Origin of the sequence: Methylomonas rhizoryzae, assembly GCF_008632455.1 — a bacterium.
GTDB classification, from domain to species: domain Bacteria; phylum Pseudomonadota; class Gammaproteobacteria; order Methylococcales; family Methylomonadaceae; genus Methylomonas; species Methylomonas rhizoryzae.
This window is the reverse complement of record NZ_CP043929.1, coordinates 710785-731838: the sequence shown is the minus strand read 5'-3', so window position 1 is coordinate 731838 and position 21054 is coordinate 710785. Positions and strand designations below refer to the sequence as shown.

Below are 21054 nucleotides of genomic sequence, written 5' to 3'. Positions count from 1 at the left end.
AAAACAACTAGATGACATCAATATTCCCAACAAATTCGATATGTGAGTATTTAGGAATGACTCCAAAGCTATTAGCGCCAAACTATAAATATATAATAGCTACCGTGTTGTTGAAGCAAGCACATTGATTCCGGCTTAGTTTTATAATTTCCTATGTTTAAAGCCTTGCAAAAATTATTTGGATTCGATTCAGTTAAAGCAGAGGGGCTCTCCGAAATAAGTGCTATTACCGATATGGGTACCGCCCCTTCCACAGCTATTGAAAGGAATTTACTTGCAGACGCCAGCGACCTTAACGACAACTCTCCTGAAACAGGATTTGCTTCGGACAATATCCTAGCCGGAATACAAGACGAATGGCGCGTGGGAAATTGGGAAAATTTGACGCAAGTTAAATTTGAAACCATTAATAACCACCCTGAGCGCGCAAAACTAGCCGTTTTAGTCGCAGCGGGATATTTACAACTTGGCAACAAAACATACGCTCAACAACTCATCGACGCTGCCAGCCAATGGCATTGCGACAGATTGTTTCTTTTCCGAATATTGATCTCCGGTGTATATAATACCTTAGGCAAAACTGAATCGTTAATTAACCATAATGATCGTGCCCTAAATTTTTTTGCGGCAGCGCTTAACGGGATCGATACGGACGAAGAACCCGATTATAGGGACAGAATAAACACTGAACTTAAGCGTCTAGGAATTTCCTGGCGTTCTGACGTCGTCAGCGAAACGGAGATTCACTTCCACAATCGAGCCGTAAAAAAACCAACGTCAAAGCCCATAGTCAGAGTGATTCATCACTTTTCCTGCACTGGCGGCACATTATTTTCCAAGTGTCTGGCCGCACAACCTGATACGGTATTGTTAAGCGAAATTGATCCGTTTAGCCGGTTAGGTTTAAGCAAACCGCAAAATCCTACATTTCAGCCGAGAGACATCATATCGATACTCCACCAGTCCGACGGTGCTTTCGATAGAGAATTAATTAAGGATATATTCTGCAACGACATCGGACTAATATTAGAGCAATTATCAAAAACCAATAAATGCCTGATACTCAGAGAACACACGCACAGCATCTATTTGACTGGCGACAAAGCGCGCAATGAGGTTTTATTGGACAATATACTTAGCGAACACTATCTCGTTAAATCAATTGTTACCGTCAGAAACCCTATTGATAGTTACCTGAGTCTTCGTGAAAACAAATGGCTACACTTTTCTCCTCCCAATTTCGATGAATATTGCATTAGGTACCTTAATTTTTTACGCGATCATGCTAATGTAAAGACCTTTAGATATGAAGATTTTGTGAAACAGTCAAACAAGATTATGTTCGATATGTGCCGCGAACTATCTATTCGCTTCGACCCCGGCTTTACAGACACGTTTTCGCAATTCAAACTCACCGGCGACAGCGGACGCAAAGGAGATATTATTTCGGAACGCCCCAGGCGCGCTTATGATTTGAATTTCGTCAACGAGGTAAATAACTCGGCGAATTTCAAAGAGGTTTGCAAATTATTGAGTTATGATGATAATATCGCATTGCAATAATGTAGTTCGATACGTATTCATGCCGGAAATCACGCCCTACCGCAGCGACACCCACACAGCGAATAGGGTGAAGGCTGTACAACCTGTTAGCTCTTACAAACCTGCCGTGGCTGAAGACTACGCCAACTAGCGCGGCCGCTTACGGTGCTTTAGTTTATACATGTGGACTTACATTGCAAAAATTGCCTCTTTCAGCTCACCGTGGATAGAGCTGATAGGCGAGAGATGGCAAGACCCAAACAACCGGTTGATCGATTATTGGCGTACCGTTTCCGCTGATTCGGTCATTATTATCCCGATCCAAAACAAGCAAATTCTGGTTCCTGACAAAACGTTCAGGCCTGGTATTGGCATTGAAACCCTGGACTTTCCCGGCGGCCGATTTTCCCATGTCGACACGATTGAAACAAGCATAGAAGAAATACTTAATCGAGAGCTAGGAATATCGATTAACCAGATAGAAAGCATTAGCAGCATTTATAGCAACCCAAAGTATATAAATAGCTCGACATCGAATCAAAAGCTATTTGGCTATTACGCAAACATCCGCTCGTGCGAAGAAAACAACTTCCTCCCCCATTTTAGATTCAATTTAAACCAACATGACTTAAACGACTTATTAAGCCAACTAGACTGCTTACAATGCCGAGCGCTATTGCTCGAATATTTAAAATCAAATAATTAGGAGAACCCAGGATGAAAGTATTGGTATTAGGTGGAGACGGTTTTTGCGGCTGGCCAACCTCATTACATTTATCGAATATAGGCCATGACGTTATTATCGTAGACAACTTATCGCGCCGCAAGATAGACATAGATTTGGAAGTCGAGTCCTTAACCCCGATCAAACCCCTATCCGAACGCTTGGCGGCATGGAAAGAAATCACCGGCAAAACCATAAAATTTTGCAATATTGACGTTTCTCAACAATATCGCGAATTATTGGACTTAATAATTAGCGAGGAAGTCGACGCGATTGTCCATTTTGCGGAGCAGCGTGCCGCCCCTTACTCGATGAAGTCTTCAAAAGAGAAGCGTTATACCGTCAACAACAACTTGAATGCGACCAATAACGTCCTATGCGCGATTGTCGAATCCGGCCGCGACATACATTTGGCCCATCTTGGCACCATGGGCGTATACGGATACGGCACTGCAGGCATGAAAATACCGGAAGGTTATCTAACCGTTCAAGTCGTAACCGACACCGGCGCCGTGGTCGAACAGGAAATACTGTATCCCGCCAATCCCGGCAGCATTTATCACATGACCAAGACGCAAGACGCCCTGCTGTTTGCGTTTTACAATAAGAACGACGGCTTGCGCATCACCGACTTGCACCAAGGCATCGTTTGGGGAACCAACACCGCGGAAACGTCAATGGACGAACGCCTGATCAATCGTTTCGATTACGACGGCGATTACGGTACCGTGTTAAATCGTTTCTTAATGCAAGCCGCCATCGGCTACCCGCTTACCGTACACGGAACCGGCGGCCAAACACGCGCGTTTATTCACATCCGCGATACCGTCAAATGTATCGAAATCGCCTTAGCCAACCCGCCTAAACGCGGCGACAAGGTGATGATCTTTAACCAAATGACCGAAACTCATCGGGTGCGCGAGCTGGCGGAACTGATTTCCCGATTGGCAGGCGCGCAAGTCTCATATTTATCCAATCCGCGTAAAGAAGCCGACGAAAACGAACTGCATGTCGAAAATAAGTGCTTCCTCAGCCTAGGCTTAAATCCAACCACCTTGGAAGACGGCTTACTACTCGAAGTAACCGACATTGCCAAAAAATACGCCGCGCGTTGCGACCGCACAAAAATACTTTGTGTATCTTATTGGAACAGCGAACGCAAACAATCCAGCGAGCAAGCAAGCTAACGAGAAATACGATGGCCAATATACTAATCACCGGCGGCTGCGGCTTTATCGGCGCCAATTTAGCGCCCATGCTGCGCCTTGCCGGACACAACATTACCATACTCGACAACCTGAGCCGCGGTGCCGTTGAATATCTCGACGCCCCCGATGCATATCAAATAATAACGGCCGACATACGGGACGAAGCAGCCTTAACATCCGCATTCACCGGCAAAGATGCCGTTATCCATCTCGCCGCTTACGGATCTGTCGTAGAGTCCGTCGCCTCGCCGGAAGAAAATTTTTCCATTAACGTCGAAGGCACATTTAAGGTACTGAACGCCGCCCGTAGCGCCGGGATCCAACAACTCATATTCTCATCGACCGGCGGGGCATTAATCGGCAACGCATCCCCACCGGTGAACGAACAATCAGTACCTCGGCCAATTTCTCCGTATGGCGCCAGTAAACTGGCTGGCGAGGGTTATTGCTGCGCCTTTGCCAACGCCTACGACATGTCAATTACCGCCTTAAGGTTTGCAAACGTAGTCGGTCCTATAAGTTGGCATAAGAAAGGCGCAGTGACTACGTTCTTTAAATCCATCATGGATGGAATACCAATTTGCATATACGGAGACGGTTCCGCAACTCGTGATTTTCTATTCGTAGACGATCTTTGCAGAGGCATTATCGCTGCCTTGAATGCTCAAAAGCCTGGGTTCAACGTATACCATCTCGCTAGCGGCCGCGAAGTTTCTGTAAAAGAACTTGCAGAAATCGCTCGAGATACTACTGGCGCATTCGAACACCCGATTCTTTTTGATTCGAAAAGAAAGGGCGAGGTGGACCGAAATTTTGCTAATTTTGATCTAGCACAAAAAGAACTGAACTTTTGTCCTACGATATGCATAGAAGATGCTATGAGCGCAACTTGGAAGTGGTTTCAGCTGTATAAATCCGGGCTGAATATAAATTCCAACCAGCAATAATTATAGCTTGATGCTTCTTAGGCTTTTTCGAATTACAAAAAGTCGAAAAAGCCATATATAACTTTAAACAGGCCGGTCAAATTTAATAACTCAGGCGCTAACAAAAACAGGATAAAAAATTTTTGTTACATATTGTATCAACAACATAGCATTACCAATATTTTACCGGCCCGTTAAAAAATAGTCTGGAGCTTTATGTTTATTACTGAATAAAATAGTATTTAATGCTTAGCAAAAAGTCGACATGTCCGGCGAACTTGTTTGTGCGCATTCACTCGAGAATACATTGATTGAAATGCACGCCAACTTTTTGCAAAGCTCTTATCTTTGCTCGAAATAAGCATTTTTTGCTCATCGCTTAATATTATTAAACGATTACTATATTCTGCAAAAACGATAATAAACCAGTGCCCGAGCACTATCTCACCCCGGCTAACATTTTAGAAGACGGAGCACATTGCTAATTTTTGTTCGCTTAATTCTTGCGGATTGTCGAATTAGCAACTGACTTTTAATTGCGACACATAGCGATAAGAACTGATCCGAAATGAATTCAAATCAACAAACTTTACCAAAAACTGAACGCAATCTCGCAACTTCTAACAATTTTTTAGGTAAGTTTTTACGTTACCCTGACAATACAGGAAAGCGCATATCCGATGGAGGCAGCCGAATAAAAGGCGTGATTAAGAAATCAATACCAAATTTACCACTCATTACAGTGGTCACGGTATGCTTTAATTCAGAAAACACACTCTCTCAAACGATTCAATCTATACGGCAGCAAACCTATAATAACTTTGAATACATTATTATTGATGGCGGCTCAAAAGACAAAACTATAGATATTATTCTCCAAAACGAAGATATCATTGACTATTATGTTTCCGAGCCGGATGGCGGCATTTATGCTGCAATGAACAAAGGTTTAGAACTTGCCTTAGGGGAATACATTATATTCCTCAACTCAGACGATTGGTACGAACCGGAAGCGCTCGAACTATTAATGAAAGCACAGCTTACACAAAAATGTGATTTCGTATCGGCACTGGCTAATTATACCGATGGCAATGGCAAGTTTATGAGAGTTCAGCCAAGCTCTTCGTTCGATGCTTCCGTTGACTTTAGAATGCCCCTCCGCCACGAAACGATGCTAATCGCGGCTAAAATATATGAAGAAGTCGGACTCTATGACACTAGTTATGCCGTAATTGCAGACCGCATTTTTACCGCTCATTTATTCTGGAAAGGGTATACCCACTATGAACTTCAGATACCGCTTTTAAATTTCCGAACATCCGGTGTATCAAGTGCAAATATAAGTCAATTATACGAAGAGCGTCGTCGAGCTTTGGAAGAGCAATATCCAGGCATATCGATGACCGCACTACTGGATATAATGACGCTTGAAAAGCTTACCCCTGAAAGACTATGCGAAATCTCAAGAAATTACAAGTCTCCAAGATTTCGCGCATCAGCTCGCGCTTATGTGACTGATCGAGCGAATCAAGGACATAATGCTTGGCAGAACATCGACCTGGATGCATTCTCTTCTGTTTTAAATAAGAAACCATTACGAAAAACCATACCTTTCTCCCCACAAGTTACTCATCCTGCAATAAGTATTATTTTGCCAATATTTAATTGTGAGGATACTATTGCCAATTGCCTAGATAGCATTATGGTGCAAACCTTCAAAAATTTTGAAATTATTTGTATTAACGACAGATCTACGGACGGATCACAAAAAATAATCGACGAATATGCAAAGAATGATAAACGCATCCAGCGACGTTTTAACGAAATAAATTCTGGTCATGGGGCATCAAGAAACAGAGGAATTTTTCTAGCACAAGGCGATTATATTTTCAGCATTGACCCGGATGACAGAATTCCTCCTAATGCACTTGAGACACTTTACAAATATGCCATTAGATACAAAAGCGAGATGACTAAAGGTTCGTTTATTCACGAACAACAAATTGCTGGTCAAAAGTCCAATGCTGTTCGAAAAGGCCTAAATGACGGAAGTGAGCATATTGTCAATCAAACACTAAAAAGCTACCCAGATTTCTTAAAGTCGACCGAAGGCCACTGGTCATACCTCTATAAAAGCTCTTTTGCAAAACGAGTTTTTTGGCCTGAAGACCTGAAAATGGGACAAGATAGCGTATTTATTGTAGATGCGTTAACCACAGCGAGGTCTATCAGCGTTATTCCGGATGTTGTATATCATTATCTAGCCAATCCCAAAAGCGCAATGAATACCTTCAATTTTCGTAAAAACATGGACGAAATTGAATGGCGGCGAAGAGATTGGCACACACTCAAGAAACATGGATTTATCGATATTGCTGATTTTCTACTTTTTAGCTATTGGAATGTCCCGTTCTTTGAAAACATGAGAAAAAATTTCTCAACTGAACAAAATAAAACATTCTTCGAAACTTTACAGTCTGCATTCGAAGAAGCTGGCGGAATAACCTTAGAAAAAACTCGCAACCCTAAAATCAGAGAAATTTTCGAATTCGGATTTCGGCAGTTTCCTTATACACCACCTCCTAAAGCAAACTCACTTTCTATATGTGCAATTTCTACACAAGATCATGGTGGAGCCGGTATCTCAGCGCTTAGAAATGTAGAAGTTTTACGAGAACGGGGGCATCAGGCATATTTGGCGACCATATTTCGCAAATCTACTAATTCCCCCTATGTTGTCAAAGTTCCGACGACTATATCTGGCTCGGACCTCGAAATTAGAAATCGTTGGCGGGAAGTAGCCGTGGTTACTCAAAAAGACGTTGACACCTTGAGTGCTAGAGAACTTTTCTCTAAAACGGGTAGCATTGCCGATCTTGAAAAATTGCGTTACATAATCTCCAACGCTGACGTGATACATCTTCATTGGATAATAGGTATTTTAGATATACAAAATTTACCTACTATCGCCGGAAATCGCCCGATAGTATGGACACTACACGATATGAATCCATTTACCGGGGGATGTCATTATTCAGAAGGATGCATTCAATATCGCAATGAGTGCGGCAACTGTCCATTGCTTGGAAATAAGAGCAAACACCTAGCCAACGAAATTTGGCACACAAAGAAAAAGGCGTATGCTCAGTTAAAAAATCTTCACATTGTCTCCCCTTCGCAATGGCTAGCCGATTGTGCAAAAGAAAGCTCGCTATTTAAAGGTCGCGACATACGCGTAATAGCAAATCCAATCCCGTCTGAAGATTTTAATCCTACCAACAAACTGGTTGCGAGAAGTAAACTAGGCCTTCCATTTGATGCCAAATTTATCGTCTTCGGCGCAGATGCATTGAACAACTTACGAAAAGGCGGCGATCTTCTAGTCGATGCCATTCGCGTATTAGTTAATAAAGGCCAAGCAAACAATGTACGCGGATTATTATTTGGGGCAGCTAGCCTCGATTTAGGAATCCCTATGCATAATATGGGTTATATCACCGATCCAAAGGCGCTATCATTAATTTACGCCGCAGCTGACGTGTTTGCATTTCCATCACGAGAAGACAACGCTCCTCAAACGGTTCCAGAAGCATTATTATCCGGCACGCTGGTCGTAGCATTTCCCGTTGGCAATGTACCCGAATTAGTTGAACATATGAATACTGGATTTATTGCGCGCTATGAGGATACAAGTCATTTTGCGGAAGGCCTTGCCTGGGCACTCCATCACTCAGACGATATACTAAGACACGGATTACGTGGCCACATAACCGCTCGTTCGTACCACAATACTGATGTTACCGTGAGCAAGTACGAAGCTGTTTTCAAAAGCATGATCGATCAGAACTCTACCTGAATCCGTGACTTCAAATATTGTCAGCCCTTTTATTCGGAAACTATTACAAAAGTGGCTGAATTTAAAATTACATTCCTTGCAATCGAGTGTAACGGCTTAGCAGGCTGTTGATTTTATCTCCCCTGTAACCCGCATTGGCTGGTTGAGTCAGATGTGTTGGTAAATCATAAAGTATTGTTCTAAATGATAAAATAGTTCTATCTCCAATATATTGCACTGTCCCCATGCGCGGCGCCGACATTACTCAAGAAGACCTGTTCAGTTACCGAACCCTGGAAAGCCGGATTCCCAAAAAGCATCCGCTACGCAAGCTGCGTCAAGTGGTCGACTTGTTGCTCGCCACGCTAAACGACGAGTTCGACGCGCTCTACGCTCGTCGCGGTCGAGATTCCATTCCGCCGGAACGCTTGTTGCGCGCCAGTTTGTTGCAAGTGCTATTTTCCATCCGTTCGGAACGGCAACTGGTGGAGCATATCGACTTCAACCTCTTGTACCGCTGGTTTGTCGGCTTGACGATAGATGACGAGGTGTGGGATCACTCGACCTTCAGCGCCAACCGCGACCGTTTGCTCAACGAACGGATCAGTCGTTTGTTTTTCGAACGGGTACTGGCCTTGGCCGAGTGGAAACAGCTGATCTCTGACGAGCATTTCTCGGTGGACGGCACGCTGATTCAAGCTTGGGCCTCGCACAAAAGTTTCGTCAAAAAAGACGGCTCGACCCCGCCGCCGGAAGACGGCGGCCGCAATCCCACGGTCAACTTCAAGGGCGAGAAACGCAGTAACGAAACCCACGCATCACGCACCGATCCCGATGCCCGGTTGTACAAAAAGAGCGAGGGCGACAAGTCTCAGCTGGCTTTCCTCGGTCATGCCTTGATGGAGAACCGTAATGGCTTGGTCGTCGACGTCGAAGTCACCCAGGCCACCGGCACCGCAGAACGCGAGGCGGCCCATGCCATGGTCAAACGCACGATCCACAAACCGGGCGCGACCTTGGCCGCCGACAAAAATTACGATACGCAGGATTTTGTCGCCAAGTTACGCCAGCGCAAAGTCACGCCGCATGTCGCCAGCAAAGACAAAGGCTCCGCCATTGACGGTCGCACAACCCGGCACGACGGTTACCGTAAAAGTCTCAAAATCCGTAAGCGGATCGAAGAAGTCTTCGGTTGGGCCAAGACAGTCGGCCCGCTACGCCAAACCAAGTTCCGGGGGTTAAAGAAGGTCGCCGCGCAAACGATTTTTACCTTTGCCGCCTATAACCTGACGCGCATGGGTACCATTTTCGGCTGGCGATACAGTACCGCCTAGGCGGTGGTGCGCCTGAAATCCGCCAAAAGGCGGAATTTAACGCCCTTCGGGGCGAATATAACCGGCTAAAACCGGTTTTTGAGGTGTGATCGGGCTTCCAGAAGCCCAACAAAACCAAAAAATGGTTTTGAAGCCGAAGGCATATAGGCAAATTTCAACACCCTGTTAGAATTCACCCTATTAGCAGGCGTTTTTTCCAGGCATGGATAAATTGGCTGGATTTTAAGCGCAGCGATGTGCTCACTGCCGTATTTACGCAGTGATAGGTGGCGGGCTTTGAGGGTTAGAAATCAGTCGCTAGCCGGCGGCAAGTTTGGCGTAGGTGGCTTCAAAGGCGATGAAGCCCGGGCAGAGCTGCGAGAAACGCAGCTTGAGCCGGCGGCCACTGCGGATGAGTCGCGCGGCCAGATACATGAGTTCCTGGACCACGGTTTTGATGCGGCGCCGCTTGGCAGGATGTCTGACCGGGCTTTCTTCGCCCAGCAAGCCGATCCAGCGCAGGATGTTGTAACTGTAAGCACTGAGCGTCATGATCAGATCGTTGGTGGCGAATTTGCCGGATGGGAGGCGCTCAATGTCCGGATCGGTCTTGAATTCGCTGTGAAATTGTTCGGCAGTGGCATGGTCGCGGTACAGGGCGATGATCGAGGCGTCGTCGTAGTCGGTTGTCGGCAGACTGGTCCACCAGCCTTCGATTTCGATGTCCGGCATCAGCAGCCATTGGCCTTGCGGCGTCATGGTGCGCTCGGTCATTTGCATGACTCGACGGCAGGTATAGGTTTTGCCGTGTCGAGTCTGTTCATCCGTGACGCTAAACAGCGCCACCCGTTTGCCGTCGCGCGGCGGGGTCCACTGGCCGTGTTGTTCGGCGTAGGCCAGCCAGGCGTCGGCATCCTGTTTGCGCGGGTTCCATTTGATGATGAAGTCGACCCGATCGGCGTCGTGTAAGTCGATGCGATTGTCGAGCGCGTCGTGACCGCCATCCAGGTGCACCAGCAAAGGCAAAGCGGTCAAGCGTTTCGCGGCGGCGAGTCCACGCTCCAGCGCATAGCGGAATTCGTATTGGCAATGCTGCTTGCCTTCGCGCAGTTCGTTGCCGATGCACCAGCCCTCTTTGCCCAGATACAGGGCAATCGGGGCATACCCAAAGGGCATAAATAGCCATCGAAGCCTTTGTAGGTTCGGGAGACGCCTTCCTTGCGGGTTTTTTCGTTGTTCATGGGATAGACGTCGATATCCAGCGCGACATGGCCGGTGGCTAACGGCGTGACCGGCACCTGGGCATGGGCCAGAAAATCGAGGTTGCTTTGATAAACGATCGGCAATAGGGCCTCGGCGTGTTCATCCAGGCGTTGTCTGAGACGGGCACTGGACGGCACTTGATCAATGGCCAGCGGCTTTGAAATACTCGTCGTCGCGATGGTTTTCGATGGCTTCGAAATCGCTTTTGCCCAGGCACAGTGTGCCAATAATGCTTTTGATAATATCGGCGTGAAAAATACCGTGTCGCAACGGAATACCTTTTTCCAAGGCCTGATTCAGTTGGCCATACCGATTCAAACATAAACCGACCAAGGCTAAACCGGAATGGCTGGTATAAAATTCAGTTTCAGACTGCTCCAGAATAAACCGCTTCATGACTCACTCGCTGGGTGAAAATGGAATGCGCGTATTATCCAATAATATACCTTATAAATCAATATGATAGAGTCTTATGCGCCTTGTTAAGTCACGGATTCAGGAATAACACAACGATGCATCACTACTTCGACTCAGATAAACTAACCGAATGACTGATCATCGCCTAATATTGCTTCATTTGCCACCTTACAGTCCCGAGCCCAATCTGATCGAATCGTCTGGAAACACGCCAAACACCACTGGCTTCGATTCATCACTCGGTCGAAAGAACAATTACGCGAGGGAGTCACAAAACCTATGAATTCCGTCGACCATCAATTTAAAATCTATTTTACGCGATTCTTAAAATAAAAAAACAACGCACTATTATCACAGATAATATACCACATAAATCACAAAAACTCGAGTGCCATTAACCATGCCAAACATTTATTTTATAATAAAAACGCATTACATTTCACAAATGCATATAAATGTATGGCTCGATCTCCAATCAGACCTTCGAGTTGCAAGATGCATTATTTTACTAAACAATGAAAACAACTCTCTGTCACATTTCATACAATATTTATTTGACGAAATAAAGAATGACATATTTACTTTCACATCAGACTCATTTCGAGATTTAAATCTTCCAGTCACACCATTCGAACCAGCCTCTATTAATAGCTGGAGGAATGGCGACTATGGCACGTATTTAGTAAGAACATTATTACCCGATCTAAAGCCAACTGATTGGATAATACAGATAGATAATGACATTATTTTAGCCGGCGGCACATGGAGCCAATTTTTTGATCTTGTAAAATTTGATTCAATTGAGTTTTTTTCTAAAACTATCCGACACGTCAACGCTGATTGGCCACATTTCGAAGCTGCTCGGCATTACTATGGACAAAACAACGTGTATCAGACACTTTTCGGGCTGCAGGGCTACACTGTTTCATTAGTTGATTATTTGTTTTCTCAAAGACGTCAAATTGCGGAATTTTACTCTTCAATTTTAGAAAAAATTAATTTAAATATAAAACAATTGGATAAAATTCAAGCCAATAAGTACTGGCCCTTATGTGAAGCATTTGTTGGCTCTGAAATTATTAAAACAAATGTAGCAAGACAAGATATGGAAACCGACTACCCAGAAATGTTCAAAACTTTCGTATATAGTGAAAAACTCTGGCCAAAACCAGGCGAAAGATTTAACTATAAAGGACTTAGACTTGTACACCCTGCCAAATGTCCTGTTTATTGCGCCTATGGGGATTGAAAGTGATAAATCTAGTATCAAGCAGCTACAACTAACCAAGTCATTAAAGCAGAGTCATTGAACGAAGCTTATTACCTTATCGTATAATTAAATATAAATTTACCAAAAGCATTTACCTACAATCCTCTTTAACTTTTATTTAACTACATCATGAAAGCAGTAATCCTAGCCGGCGGGCTTGGCACTCGCCTCAGTGAAGAAACTGACACTAAGCCCAAGCCCATGGTAGAAATTGGCGGAAAGCCAATACTATGGCACGTAATGAAAACCTATTCCGCACATGGCATAAATGAATTTATTATTTGCTGCGGCTACAAAGGTTATATTATAAAGGAGTATTTCGCAAATTACTTTCTACATACTTCTAACGTCACTTTCGACATGCAATCCAATAAAATGCACGTCCACGAAAGCAAGGCAGAACCTTGGAAAGTAACATTAGTTGACACAGGCGATAAAACCATGACCGGAGGTCGATTGAAGCGTGTCAAGGAATATGTACAAAACGAAGAGTTTTTTTGTTTTACTTATGGGGACGGTGTTGGAGATATTGATATTTCCAAACTTATTAAATTTCATCGGGAACAAAAAGTCTTAGCCACCTTAACAGCTACCCAACCACCCGGTCGCTTCGGCGCACTGGCCTTAAAAGGCACCAAAATAGAAGGATTCCAAGAAAAGCCCCAGGGGGACGGGGGCTGGATCAATGGCGGCTTTTTCGTTTTGTCGCCTAAAGTGATTGATTATATTAGCGACGACTCAACAATTTGGGAAAAAACTCCAATGGAACTACTAGCAAAAGACGGCCAACTGGCGGCTTACCAACACTCTGGCTTCTGGCAACCCATGGATACTTTACGCGATAAAATTCATCTGCAATCATTGTGGCAGTCTGGTAGCGCTCCCTGGAAAATCTGGCAATGACTAATTTTTGGAACAACAAAAACGTGCTATTAACCGGCCACACCGGTTTCAAAGGCGGTTGGTTAGCACTTTGGCTCAAGCAGCAAGGCGCAAAAGTCACTGGTTTCGCACTTGAACCGGCGACCACACCTTCACTATTTGAAGTCGCTAAAGTAGCAAATAGCATTGATTCGGAAATCGGCAACATTTGCGATTTAGAATCAGTAAAAAGTATATTCTTACAAACACAACCGGACATTGTGTTCCATTTAGCCGCGCAACCCCTAGTTCGTTATTCTTATCAAGCTCCGGTAGAAACTTATGCCACTAATGTAATGGGAACTTTACACGTCTTAGAAGGAATTAGATCAGTAAACAGCGTTCGCGCAGCTGTGATGATTACAACGGACAAATGCTACGAAAACAAAGAATGGCACTGGGGATATCGTGAAAACGAGCCCATGGGAGGCTTTGACCCTTATAGCAGTAGTAAAGGCTGTTCGGAATTGCTAATTTCTTCATATCGTAACTCTTTTTTCCCAACCCACCTTTATTCTGAGCATAGAACTGCAATAGCCAGCGCGCGCGCTGGCAACGTAATAGGCGGAGGCGACTGGTCTGAAGACAGGCTTATCCCCGACATCATAAAAGCACTTCAACGCAACCAAACTATATACATCCGCAATCCTCACGCGATCCGTCCCTGGCAACATGTACTTGAGCCATTATCTGGTTACCTGATGCTGGCAGAAAAACTCTATTGCGAAGGAGCTCCATATGCAGAGGCTTGGAATTTTGGCCCTTACCATCAAGACACTAAACCTGTTGAATGGATAGCCAGGCGAATGTCTGAATTATGGGGCTCGGACACTCCGTGGCAAATTGACAATGACAGTCATCCGCATGAAGCCCATTATTTAAAGCTTGATTGCAGCAAGGCTAATTCCCTATTGAACTGGAAACCTGCGTGGTCACTTACAACAGCGTTACAAGCAATTGTTGATTGGCATAAAGCCGAAATTACCGGCAATAATATGCAAGAATTTTGCTTAGCTCAAATCGCAGCTTACCAGCAATCCGCGACAACTCTAGGAAATGAACATTATGAGCACAAAAATACTAATTAAAACTGTCCCTGAAAACGGGAACTTGTTGCTAGTGTTACCCGAATTCTCTAATCAACAAATCGAAATCCGAATTTCACCCGTTACTCAAGAGAGAGTACCTTTTTCTGATGAAACAGCAATACGACAGCCCCAGCAAGGGTTCGCTCAATCTGTGCTAGCCGATGCTGCCGAGGATATCTGGAATGACCTTTGAAACTTCAATTAAACGTGGCGATATCTGCTTGTTGCCGTTTCCATTTGATAACCTGGCTAGCCGGCAAAAACGCCCTGCGCTAGCATTATCTTCCGCTGACGAATATGGTGAAATTATATTTGCCTTTATTACAGCAAGCTCGAATAGCAGTTCGACATCAATAAAGCTAGAAGCAGAACATTATGAAAACAACTTCACACCGTTACCACATTCCGGTTATTTACATATTAATCAGCACGTTCGTTTAAACCAGAACATTGTTATAAAAAAAATATCTCGACTCACCGATAGATTTTTAGAATATTTATTCCGCCAATTAATATTACAACATATTCCTGCATTTAGCGAAATAAAATATAAGTCCACACCATTTACACCAACCCTACAACACATTCCTGTTTCAGGAAAAGTACTCGGCGATAGAGAGCTAACATTATTAGTCGAGTCGTCTCTGGATGGCTGGTTAACAACAGGCAGGTTCAACAAGGCTTTTGAAAAAAAGTTAGGACAATTTATAGGAGTTAAACATTTATTAACCACTAACTCCGGTTCTTCGGCAAATCTTCTAGCCTTAGCTGCACTAACATCCCCAAAATTAGGCGATAGAGCGCTAAAACCAGGTGATGAAATTATTACAGTTGCAGCAGGCTTTCCAACCACTGTTAACCCCGCACTTCAATACGGCTTAATTCCTGTTTTTGTCGACGTTGAATTAGGTACTTACAATATAGATACAGATAAAATTACTTCCGCAATCAGCGATAAAACACGGGCAATTATGCTGGCTCACACATTGGGCAATGCATTTAACCTAGATGTAATAATACACTTAGCACGTAAACACAATTTATGGGTCATAGAAGACTGCTGTGATGCATTAGGTACGACTTATTCCCCAAGTAGAGCTCTTACCGATTATAAGGGAAAGCCTATCGAAATCGGCAAATCATACCATGTCGGTACTTTCGGGGATATAGGCACACTTAGCTTCTATCCAGCTCACCATATTACTATGGGTGAAGGAGGGGCAGTATTTACTAACAGTGGTATATTAAAACCAATTATTGAATCATTTAGAGACTGGGGGCGTGATTGTTATTGCGCGCCGGGAGAAGACAACTCCTGTGGCAAGCGTTTTTGTTGGCAATTAGGAGATTTGCCCAAAGGCTACGATCACAAATACTCATATTCGCATGTTGGCTATAATTTAAAAATTACCGACATGCAAGCAGCCGTTGGATTAGCACAATTGGATCAATTAGAAGCTTTTATCGAAAAACGTCGTGCGAACTTTTCATATTTGTATAACGCCCTAAACGACCTAAAAGATAAAATCATCCTTCCCAAGGCAACACAAAATTGTAATCCATCCTGGTTTGGTTTCCCCATAACCATTCGAGAACATGCCGATAAGAAAAGAGTTGACTTATTACAACATTTAGATAGTAAAAATATAGGCTCGCGCTTAATATTTGCCGGCAACCTTATTAGGCAACCGTATTTTGAAAATCAGCCACACCGCATAGTCGACAACTTGACTAATACCGATTTAGTCATGAACAATAGCTTATGGATAGGTTTAGGTCCCATGCTGAATAAAGAAATGCTCGATTTTATGATCAGCGAACTAAAGGCCTTTTTTCAATCATGAGATCTGTTTTAATCACGGGGGCAACAGGTTTTTTCGGTAGTCATATTGCAGAAGTGCTACTGAATCATAATTATCAAGTTGCAGCATATTATCGAGAATCAAGTGACTTTTGGCGCGTATCAGCAATACGCTCTTCTATTAATTGGTTTAACATTAATAGCGAACTAAGCCGGCCATTCGAAAGTAAATCCGGCATTTCTCACATCATCCATGCAGCAACTAATTACGGCCGCAATTCAGAGTTAAACAGTGCATTAATAGAAACCAACTTATTATTCCCTTTAAAGCTACTGGAATTAGCCAATCAATATAACGCTAAAACCTTTTTCAATACTGATACAGCCTTACCAAAAACCGTTAACGCCTACTCGCTATCAAAGCATCAGTTTAGCGAATGGTTAAAAAAATCCGCATCTAATACAAAGATTTTTAATATAAAACTAGAACACATTTACGGCCCCAAGGATGATAATACTAAGTTTGTCACATACATAATTAACGAATGCTTACGCAACATAGACTGTATCAATCTAACAAGAGGGGAACAAAAACGTGATTTTATTTATGTCACTGATGCTGCAAATGCCTACCTTAGTTTGTTGGAAAACTATCAAAGAATCAATGACAATTATTGCGAACTAGAACTTGGCAGCGGTGAGGGAATACGCATTAAAAAACTAGTGGAGTTAATTCACGAGCTTACAAACTCTAGTTCTATCTTAAAGTTTGGCGCGTTACCTTATCGGGAAAACGAATCTATGGAGAGCGTAGCAAATTGCATTATTTTGAATAAAATCGGCTGGAAAACCAAACACAATCTTATCCAGGGATTGATGGAGCTAATTAATTACGAAAAGAAAAAAATATAGCCACAAAATAACCATAAAATGCTAGCGCAATTTACAAGATGGGTCGAAAAAACTCACACCAAAGTCGATTAAAACTTACTAATAATAGTAGCCAACTCTTTGTTTGACTCAATTCCTTATCTTTAGATTACTATCAAACACATACAACAGCACTAAGCGACATTAAGTTTTACTAGCCAATACTTTCTCATGCGCCAATACAACCCTCGTAAACGGATATTAGTTACCGGCGGTGCCGGATTTCTCGGCTCACACTTGATTGACCAGCTCATCAATAACGGGGATGAAGTTGTCTGTGTGGATAATCTTTTTACCGGCACTAAACGCAATATTGAACATTTATTCGACAATCCGCGCTTCGAATTCCTACGTCACGATGTAACCTTTCCGCTTTATATCGAAGTCGATCAGATCTACAACTTGGCTTGTCCGGCCAGCCCTATACACTACCAGCACGACCCGGTAGCGACCACCAAGACCAGCGTACACGGGGCAATCAATATGTTGGGCTTGGCCAAACGTTTGAAGGCCAGAATTTTTCAGGCCAGCACCTCCGAGGTATACGGCGATCCGACCGTACATCCGCAAACGGAGAGTTACTGGGGAAATGTGAACCCCATCGGCAGCAGAAGTTGCTACGACGAAGGCAAACGTTGTGCCGAAACCTTGTTTTTTGATTACTACCGCCAACACAATTTGGATATTCGCGTAGTCCGTATTTTCAATACCTACGGTCCCAGGATGCATCCCAACGACGGGCGGGTGGTTAGTAATTTTATCGTCCAAGCCTTACGCGGTCAGGACATTACCTTGTATGGCGATGGTCAACAAACCCGCAGTTTTTGCTACGTCGACGACATGGTGGACGGGTTTATCCAATTTATGAATTTGCAGCCCGGCCCGGCTAGCAACCAGCGATGCCCCGGCCCTATCAACCTTGGCAACCCCGGCGAATTTACCATTCGGCAATTGGCGGAAAAAATCATCGACCTCACCGGCACCGGTTCCAAATTGGTATTTCGACCGTTGCCCGAGGACGATCCGATGCAGCGTAAACCGGATATAAGCAAAGCCAAGGAATGGTTAGATTGGCAACCTACCGTCAACCTGGACGCAGGCTTGATCAAAACGATAGCTTATTTCGATGACCTTTTAACCGCCGACGACGCGGTTTGACCGGCTTGCCGTTACACGGCGAAATTGAGTCCTACATAATACTCGCGGTTTTTCGGCATATCGTACACCCTAAGGCCGGTAGCGGACTCGATTGCGGCAATGACTTCCGCTAGCCGCTCGGCTTGGTCGCTGGCCAGTACAAACCACATATTCAATGCGTGGCTGCGCGCGTAATTGTGCGCTACTTCGGGAAAACTGTTGACGATGCGGGTCACTTCGTCGAAACGCTCCTCGGGGACTTTAAGCGCCGCTAGAGTAAGCGCGCCGCCCATCTGCTCGGCGTGGTACATGGGACCAAACCGGGACAGTACTCCGTCGGCCTGCATTCGTTGCAACCGCAGCAATAAGTCGTTTTCGTCCACTCCCAGTTGTTCTGCAACCTTTAAAAAAGGAGAAGCGCAAATCGGGAAACCTATTTGCAGCCGGTTCAGAATGGCCCGGTCTATCTCATCCATAAGCGGCGACCGGATTTGAGGTCGGAATTTGCGGATTGGCGCCGTTTGTCGCTCCTTGGTTTAATCGGGCGTATTGTGCACCGCGCTGTTTGAAGCAGCGAGCGCTGAACAACATTTCGAACGGATAGGCCTGCAATTGGCACTCGTCTTGCAGGTGTTGCCACTGAACCCAAACGGCATCCCGGCTTTTACCGTGTATCATGCAGTACAAGTTATACGGCCAAACGCCTGGGTAACGCGGTCGCTGGTAACAGAGATTTACGCAGTCGTAGCGGCTGATAAGCCGGCCAACTTGATCCACCTGACTGTCGGGAATATCCATCACTATCATCGCATTCGCCCGGTAACCCAGTGCTCGGTGCTGCACAACCACCCCCCAGCGCTTGATCAAACCGCATTGGCGTAAACGCTGTAGTCGCTCCAGCACCTGTCCTTCCGTCAAACCGATCTTTTCGGCGATCAGCGCGTACGGCCGGGCCGCAACAGGCAAACCGGCTTGCACTGCAGCAATCAACGCGAAATCTTTAGCATCTTCAATCATGCAAATCCAGTTCGAAGCCTAAGTCGATGAAATAATCGGCCAACATCGGCAGAACCATTGCCGAATAGCCGGTTTGCAATTCAATGCGCGCAACCAGCTCGTCCAACCGGTTTTTATCTTCGGCAATTAGGACAAACCACAAATTGAAGCGGTTTTCCCGTTCGTAATTGTGATTGACTTGGGGTATCGCACTGACGACGGCGGCAACCCGCTCCAAATCGTGATCAGGAATAGCCATAGCCACCAAGGCGCTTTTTCCGATTGCATTTGGGGTGATGACGGGTCCTATGCGACTAATGGCATTACACTCGGTCAATTCCGCAAATGCATCTAACACTTGTTCTTCGTCAACACCTAACTGCTGGGCAATTTCGTTAAACGGCGCGGAACTCAGCGGAAAATCCTGCTGAAAATCGTTTAGCAGCCGCTTATGCAAGGGCGAAAGTTTCATAAGCCGATTTTATTGGCGCGAGAGGAAAAAAACACGCCGCTCGGTTTGCGCGCATTTAAGGCGGCGGCTTCCGCAAAGCTTTCGGTATCGTAAATCGCTACCTTGTCCTCGTCGCGCAAGGCCAGCCAAACCCGTTCGCCTCGCGGCGTGAATTCCATATGCATCACCGCTTTGCCGGGGCTCAACGTTTTGATCACGCTAAAATCCTTAACGTCGATCACTTGCACGGTTTGATTGTCCGGAAAAGCAAAATTGACCCATACCTGACGTCCGTCCGGTCTAGCCATTACGAACACCGGCTGCCCGGCTACCGGTATGCGCTTGTACAGTTCCCAGTTGCGTTTGTCGATCACCAAAACCTCGTGTTGGCCCATCGCCGGAACCAGCAACCAGTCGCCGGCTTGCGCCCAACCTTCCAGATGAGGCATCTTATAAACCGGCAACTGCTCGTCATCCTTGCCGTAGCTTTGCAAAATGTGCCGAGCGCCGATTTCGGGCTGCCATAAATCCAATAAAGCCAAGCCTTTTTCTCCAAAAAGCCCTGCGGCATAAAAATGACCATCGGGCGTCAATAAGGCATCGTAAGGCTGTTTGCCGACATCCTTAAAGACCTGCAACTGCGGGTGGCGCGGATTATGGGCATCGATCAACCAAATCCGGCCGGCATCGAACAAACTGCAAACAAAGCGTTGCCCGGGCGCGTCGACCAAGCCGACTACCTTGGACAACTTATCCTCGCTTTGACTATCCTCGCCGTAAACAGCCGGTATGTCGGCAAGCTGTTCCAAACTATCGGCCGCAAACAATTTGACCCCGCCCGGAGCATAATTGGAAACCGCAATGACGTTGCCGTCCTGGGAAATCGCACCGCCTATGCTGTTGCCGGCTTGCACGATGCGCTTGTCGATCACGTCCTGCAGCAAGTCGATCTTGGTCAAGCCGCCGTCGCGCCCGAACACGTAGGCGTAGCGTTGATCGCGGGAAAATACCACCGAGGCATGCGATAAATCGCCCAAACCTTCGATACGGCTCAGCATCGCCGGCCGGCTGGTGTTGACGATCTGCACGCTACCGGTTTCGCGTTCGATAATCACGCCCAAATCGCCGCTGCCGCGAGGCTCGGCAGAGGCCGAAGCACCGGTTAGCCAGAGCGCCGCCAGTAAAACTTTCCCTATGCGTAATGTCATCGTTGCCGCCTAATCATTTATAAG

General features: G+C 45.2%; 17 protein-coding genes and 1 pseudogene. 13 read left to right on the top strand and 5 right to left on the bottom strand.

Annotated features, from left to right (window positions below; genetic code table 11):
- Positions 1–153 precede the first annotated feature (153 nt).
- From F1E05_RS03490 to F1E05_RS03470, 6 genes are all read left to right on the top strand, one after another.
- Positions 154–1563 carry a hypothetical protein gene (locus tag F1E05_RS03490; RefSeq protein WP_150046776.1) on the top strand — a complete coding sequence of 470 codons (1410 nt, stop codon included), beginning with the start codon at positions 154–156 and terminating at the stop codon, positions 1561–1563.
- 160 nt (positions 1564–1723) lie between these two features.
- On the top strand, positions 1724–2248 hold the full coding sequence (locus F1E05_RS20180; protein WP_190303236.1) for an NUDIX hydrolase: 525 nt from the start codon (positions 1724–1726) through the stop codon (positions 2246–2248).
- Positions 2249–2259: 11 nt separating this feature from the next.
- Positions 2260–3453 carry an NAD-dependent epimerase/dehydratase family protein gene (locus F1E05_RS03485; protein ID WP_150046774.1) on the top strand — a complete coding sequence of 398 codons (1194 nt, stop codon included), beginning with the start codon at positions 2260–2262 and terminating at the stop codon, positions 3451–3453.
- Between the two features lie 11 nt (positions 3454–3464).
- Positions 3465–4421, top strand: a complete 957-nt coding sequence (locus F1E05_RS03480; protein WP_150046772.1) for an NAD-dependent epimerase/dehydratase family protein — start codon at positions 3465–3467, stop codon at positions 4419–4421.
- A 547-nt stretch (positions 4422–4968) separates the two neighbouring features.
- Positions 4969–8256, top strand: coding sequence for a glycosyltransferase (locus F1E05_RS03475; protein WP_150046770.1), 3288 nt, complete (start codon positions 4969–4971; stop codon positions 8254–8256).
- Positions 8257–8480: 224 nt separating this feature from the next.
- Positions 8481–9569, top strand: a complete 1089-nt coding sequence (locus F1E05_RS03470; RefSeq protein WP_150046768.1) for an IS5 family transposase — start codon at positions 8481–8483, stop codon at positions 9567–9569.
- A gap of 297 nt (positions 9570–9866) precedes the next feature.
- Here F1E05_RS03470 and F1E05_RS03465 read toward each other — a convergent pair.
- A pseudogene (locus F1E05_RS03465) lies at positions 9867–11207 on the bottom strand (IS1380 family transposase).
- A gap of 421 nt (positions 11208–11628) precedes the next feature.
- Here F1E05_RS03465 and F1E05_RS03460 point away from each other — a divergent pair.
- The 7 genes from F1E05_RS03460 (at position 11629) to F1E05_RS03430 (ending at position 18396) form a co-directional block, all read left to right on the top strand.
- Complete coding sequence (locus tag F1E05_RS03460; protein ID WP_150046766.1) at positions 11629–12477, top strand: hypothetical protein; 849 nt, start codon at positions 11629–11631, stop codon at positions 12475–12477.
- A gap of 150 nt (positions 12478–12627) precedes the next feature.
- Entirely contained in the window at positions 12628–13401 is a 774-nt protein-coding gene (gene rfbF / locus F1E05_RS03455) for a glucose-1-phosphate cytidylyltransferase (RefSeq protein ID WP_150046763.1), read from the top strand.
- Positions 13398–14507 carry a CDP-glucose 4,6-dehydratase gene (rfbG, locus tag F1E05_RS03450; protein ID WP_150046761.1) on the top strand — a complete coding sequence of 370 codons (1110 nt, stop codon included), beginning with the start codon at positions 13398–13400 and terminating at the stop codon, positions 14505–14507. The genes rfbF and rfbG overlap by 4 nt, the downstream gene beginning before the upstream one ends.
- On the top strand, positions 14485–14700 hold the full coding sequence (locus F1E05_RS20505) for a hypothetical protein (RefSeq protein ID WP_150046760.1): 216 nt from the start codon (positions 14485–14487) through the stop codon (positions 14698–14700). The genes rfbG and F1E05_RS20505 overlap by 23 nt, the downstream gene beginning before the upstream one ends.
- Positions 14690–16351 carry a lipopolysaccharide biosynthesis protein RfbH gene (gene rfbH, locus F1E05_RS03440; RefSeq protein WP_150046758.1) on the top strand — a complete coding sequence of 554 codons (1662 nt, stop codon included), beginning with the start codon at positions 14690–14692 and terminating at the stop codon, positions 16349–16351. The genes F1E05_RS20505 and rfbH overlap by 11 nt, the downstream gene beginning before the upstream one ends.
- Entirely contained in the window at positions 16348–17220 is an 873-nt protein-coding gene (locus F1E05_RS03435; RefSeq protein WP_150046756.1) for an NAD-dependent epimerase/dehydratase family protein, read from the top strand. Before rfbH ends, F1E05_RS03435 begins: the two co-directional genes overlap by 4 nt.
- A 189-nt stretch (positions 17221–17409) precedes the next feature.
- The gene (locus F1E05_RS03430; RefSeq protein WP_150046754.1) at positions 17410–18396 is read left to right on the top strand and encodes a UDP-glucuronic acid decarboxylase family protein; all 987 of its coding nucleotides are present in this window, start codon (positions 17410–17412) and stop codon (positions 18394–18396) included.
- Between the two features lie 11 nt (positions 18397–18407).
- On the opposite strand, the gene F1E05_RS03425 is transcribed toward F1E05_RS03430, so the two are convergent.
- The 4 genes from F1E05_RS03425 to F1E05_RS03415 are packed head-to-tail and all read right to left on the bottom strand — an operon-like array spanning position 18408 to position 21030.
- Positions 18408–18851 carry an Lrp/AsnC family transcriptional regulator gene (locus F1E05_RS03425; RefSeq protein WP_150046752.1) on the bottom strand — a complete coding sequence of 148 codons (444 nt, stop codon included), beginning with the start codon at positions 18849–18851 and terminating at the stop codon, positions 18408–18410.
- On the bottom strand, positions 18844–19392 hold the full coding sequence (ahbB, locus tag F1E05_RS20175; protein WP_332095528.1) for a siroheme decarboxylase subunit beta: 549 nt from the start codon (positions 19390–19392) through the stop codon (positions 18844–18846). The genes F1E05_RS03425 and ahbB overlap by 8 nt, the downstream gene beginning before the upstream one ends.
- Positions 19385–19843, bottom strand: a complete 459-nt coding sequence (locus F1E05_RS20170) for an Lrp/AsnC family transcriptional regulator (protein ID WP_190303235.1) — start codon at positions 19841–19843, stop codon at positions 19385–19387. Before F1E05_RS20170 ends, ahbB begins: the two co-directional genes overlap by 8 nt.
- Entirely contained in the window at positions 19840–21030 is a 1191-nt protein-coding gene (locus F1E05_RS03415) for a cytochrome D1 domain-containing protein (RefSeq protein ID WP_150046750.1), read from the bottom strand. Before F1E05_RS03415 ends, F1E05_RS20170 begins: the two co-directional genes overlap by 4 nt.
- Positions 21031–21054 lie beyond the last annotated feature (24 nt).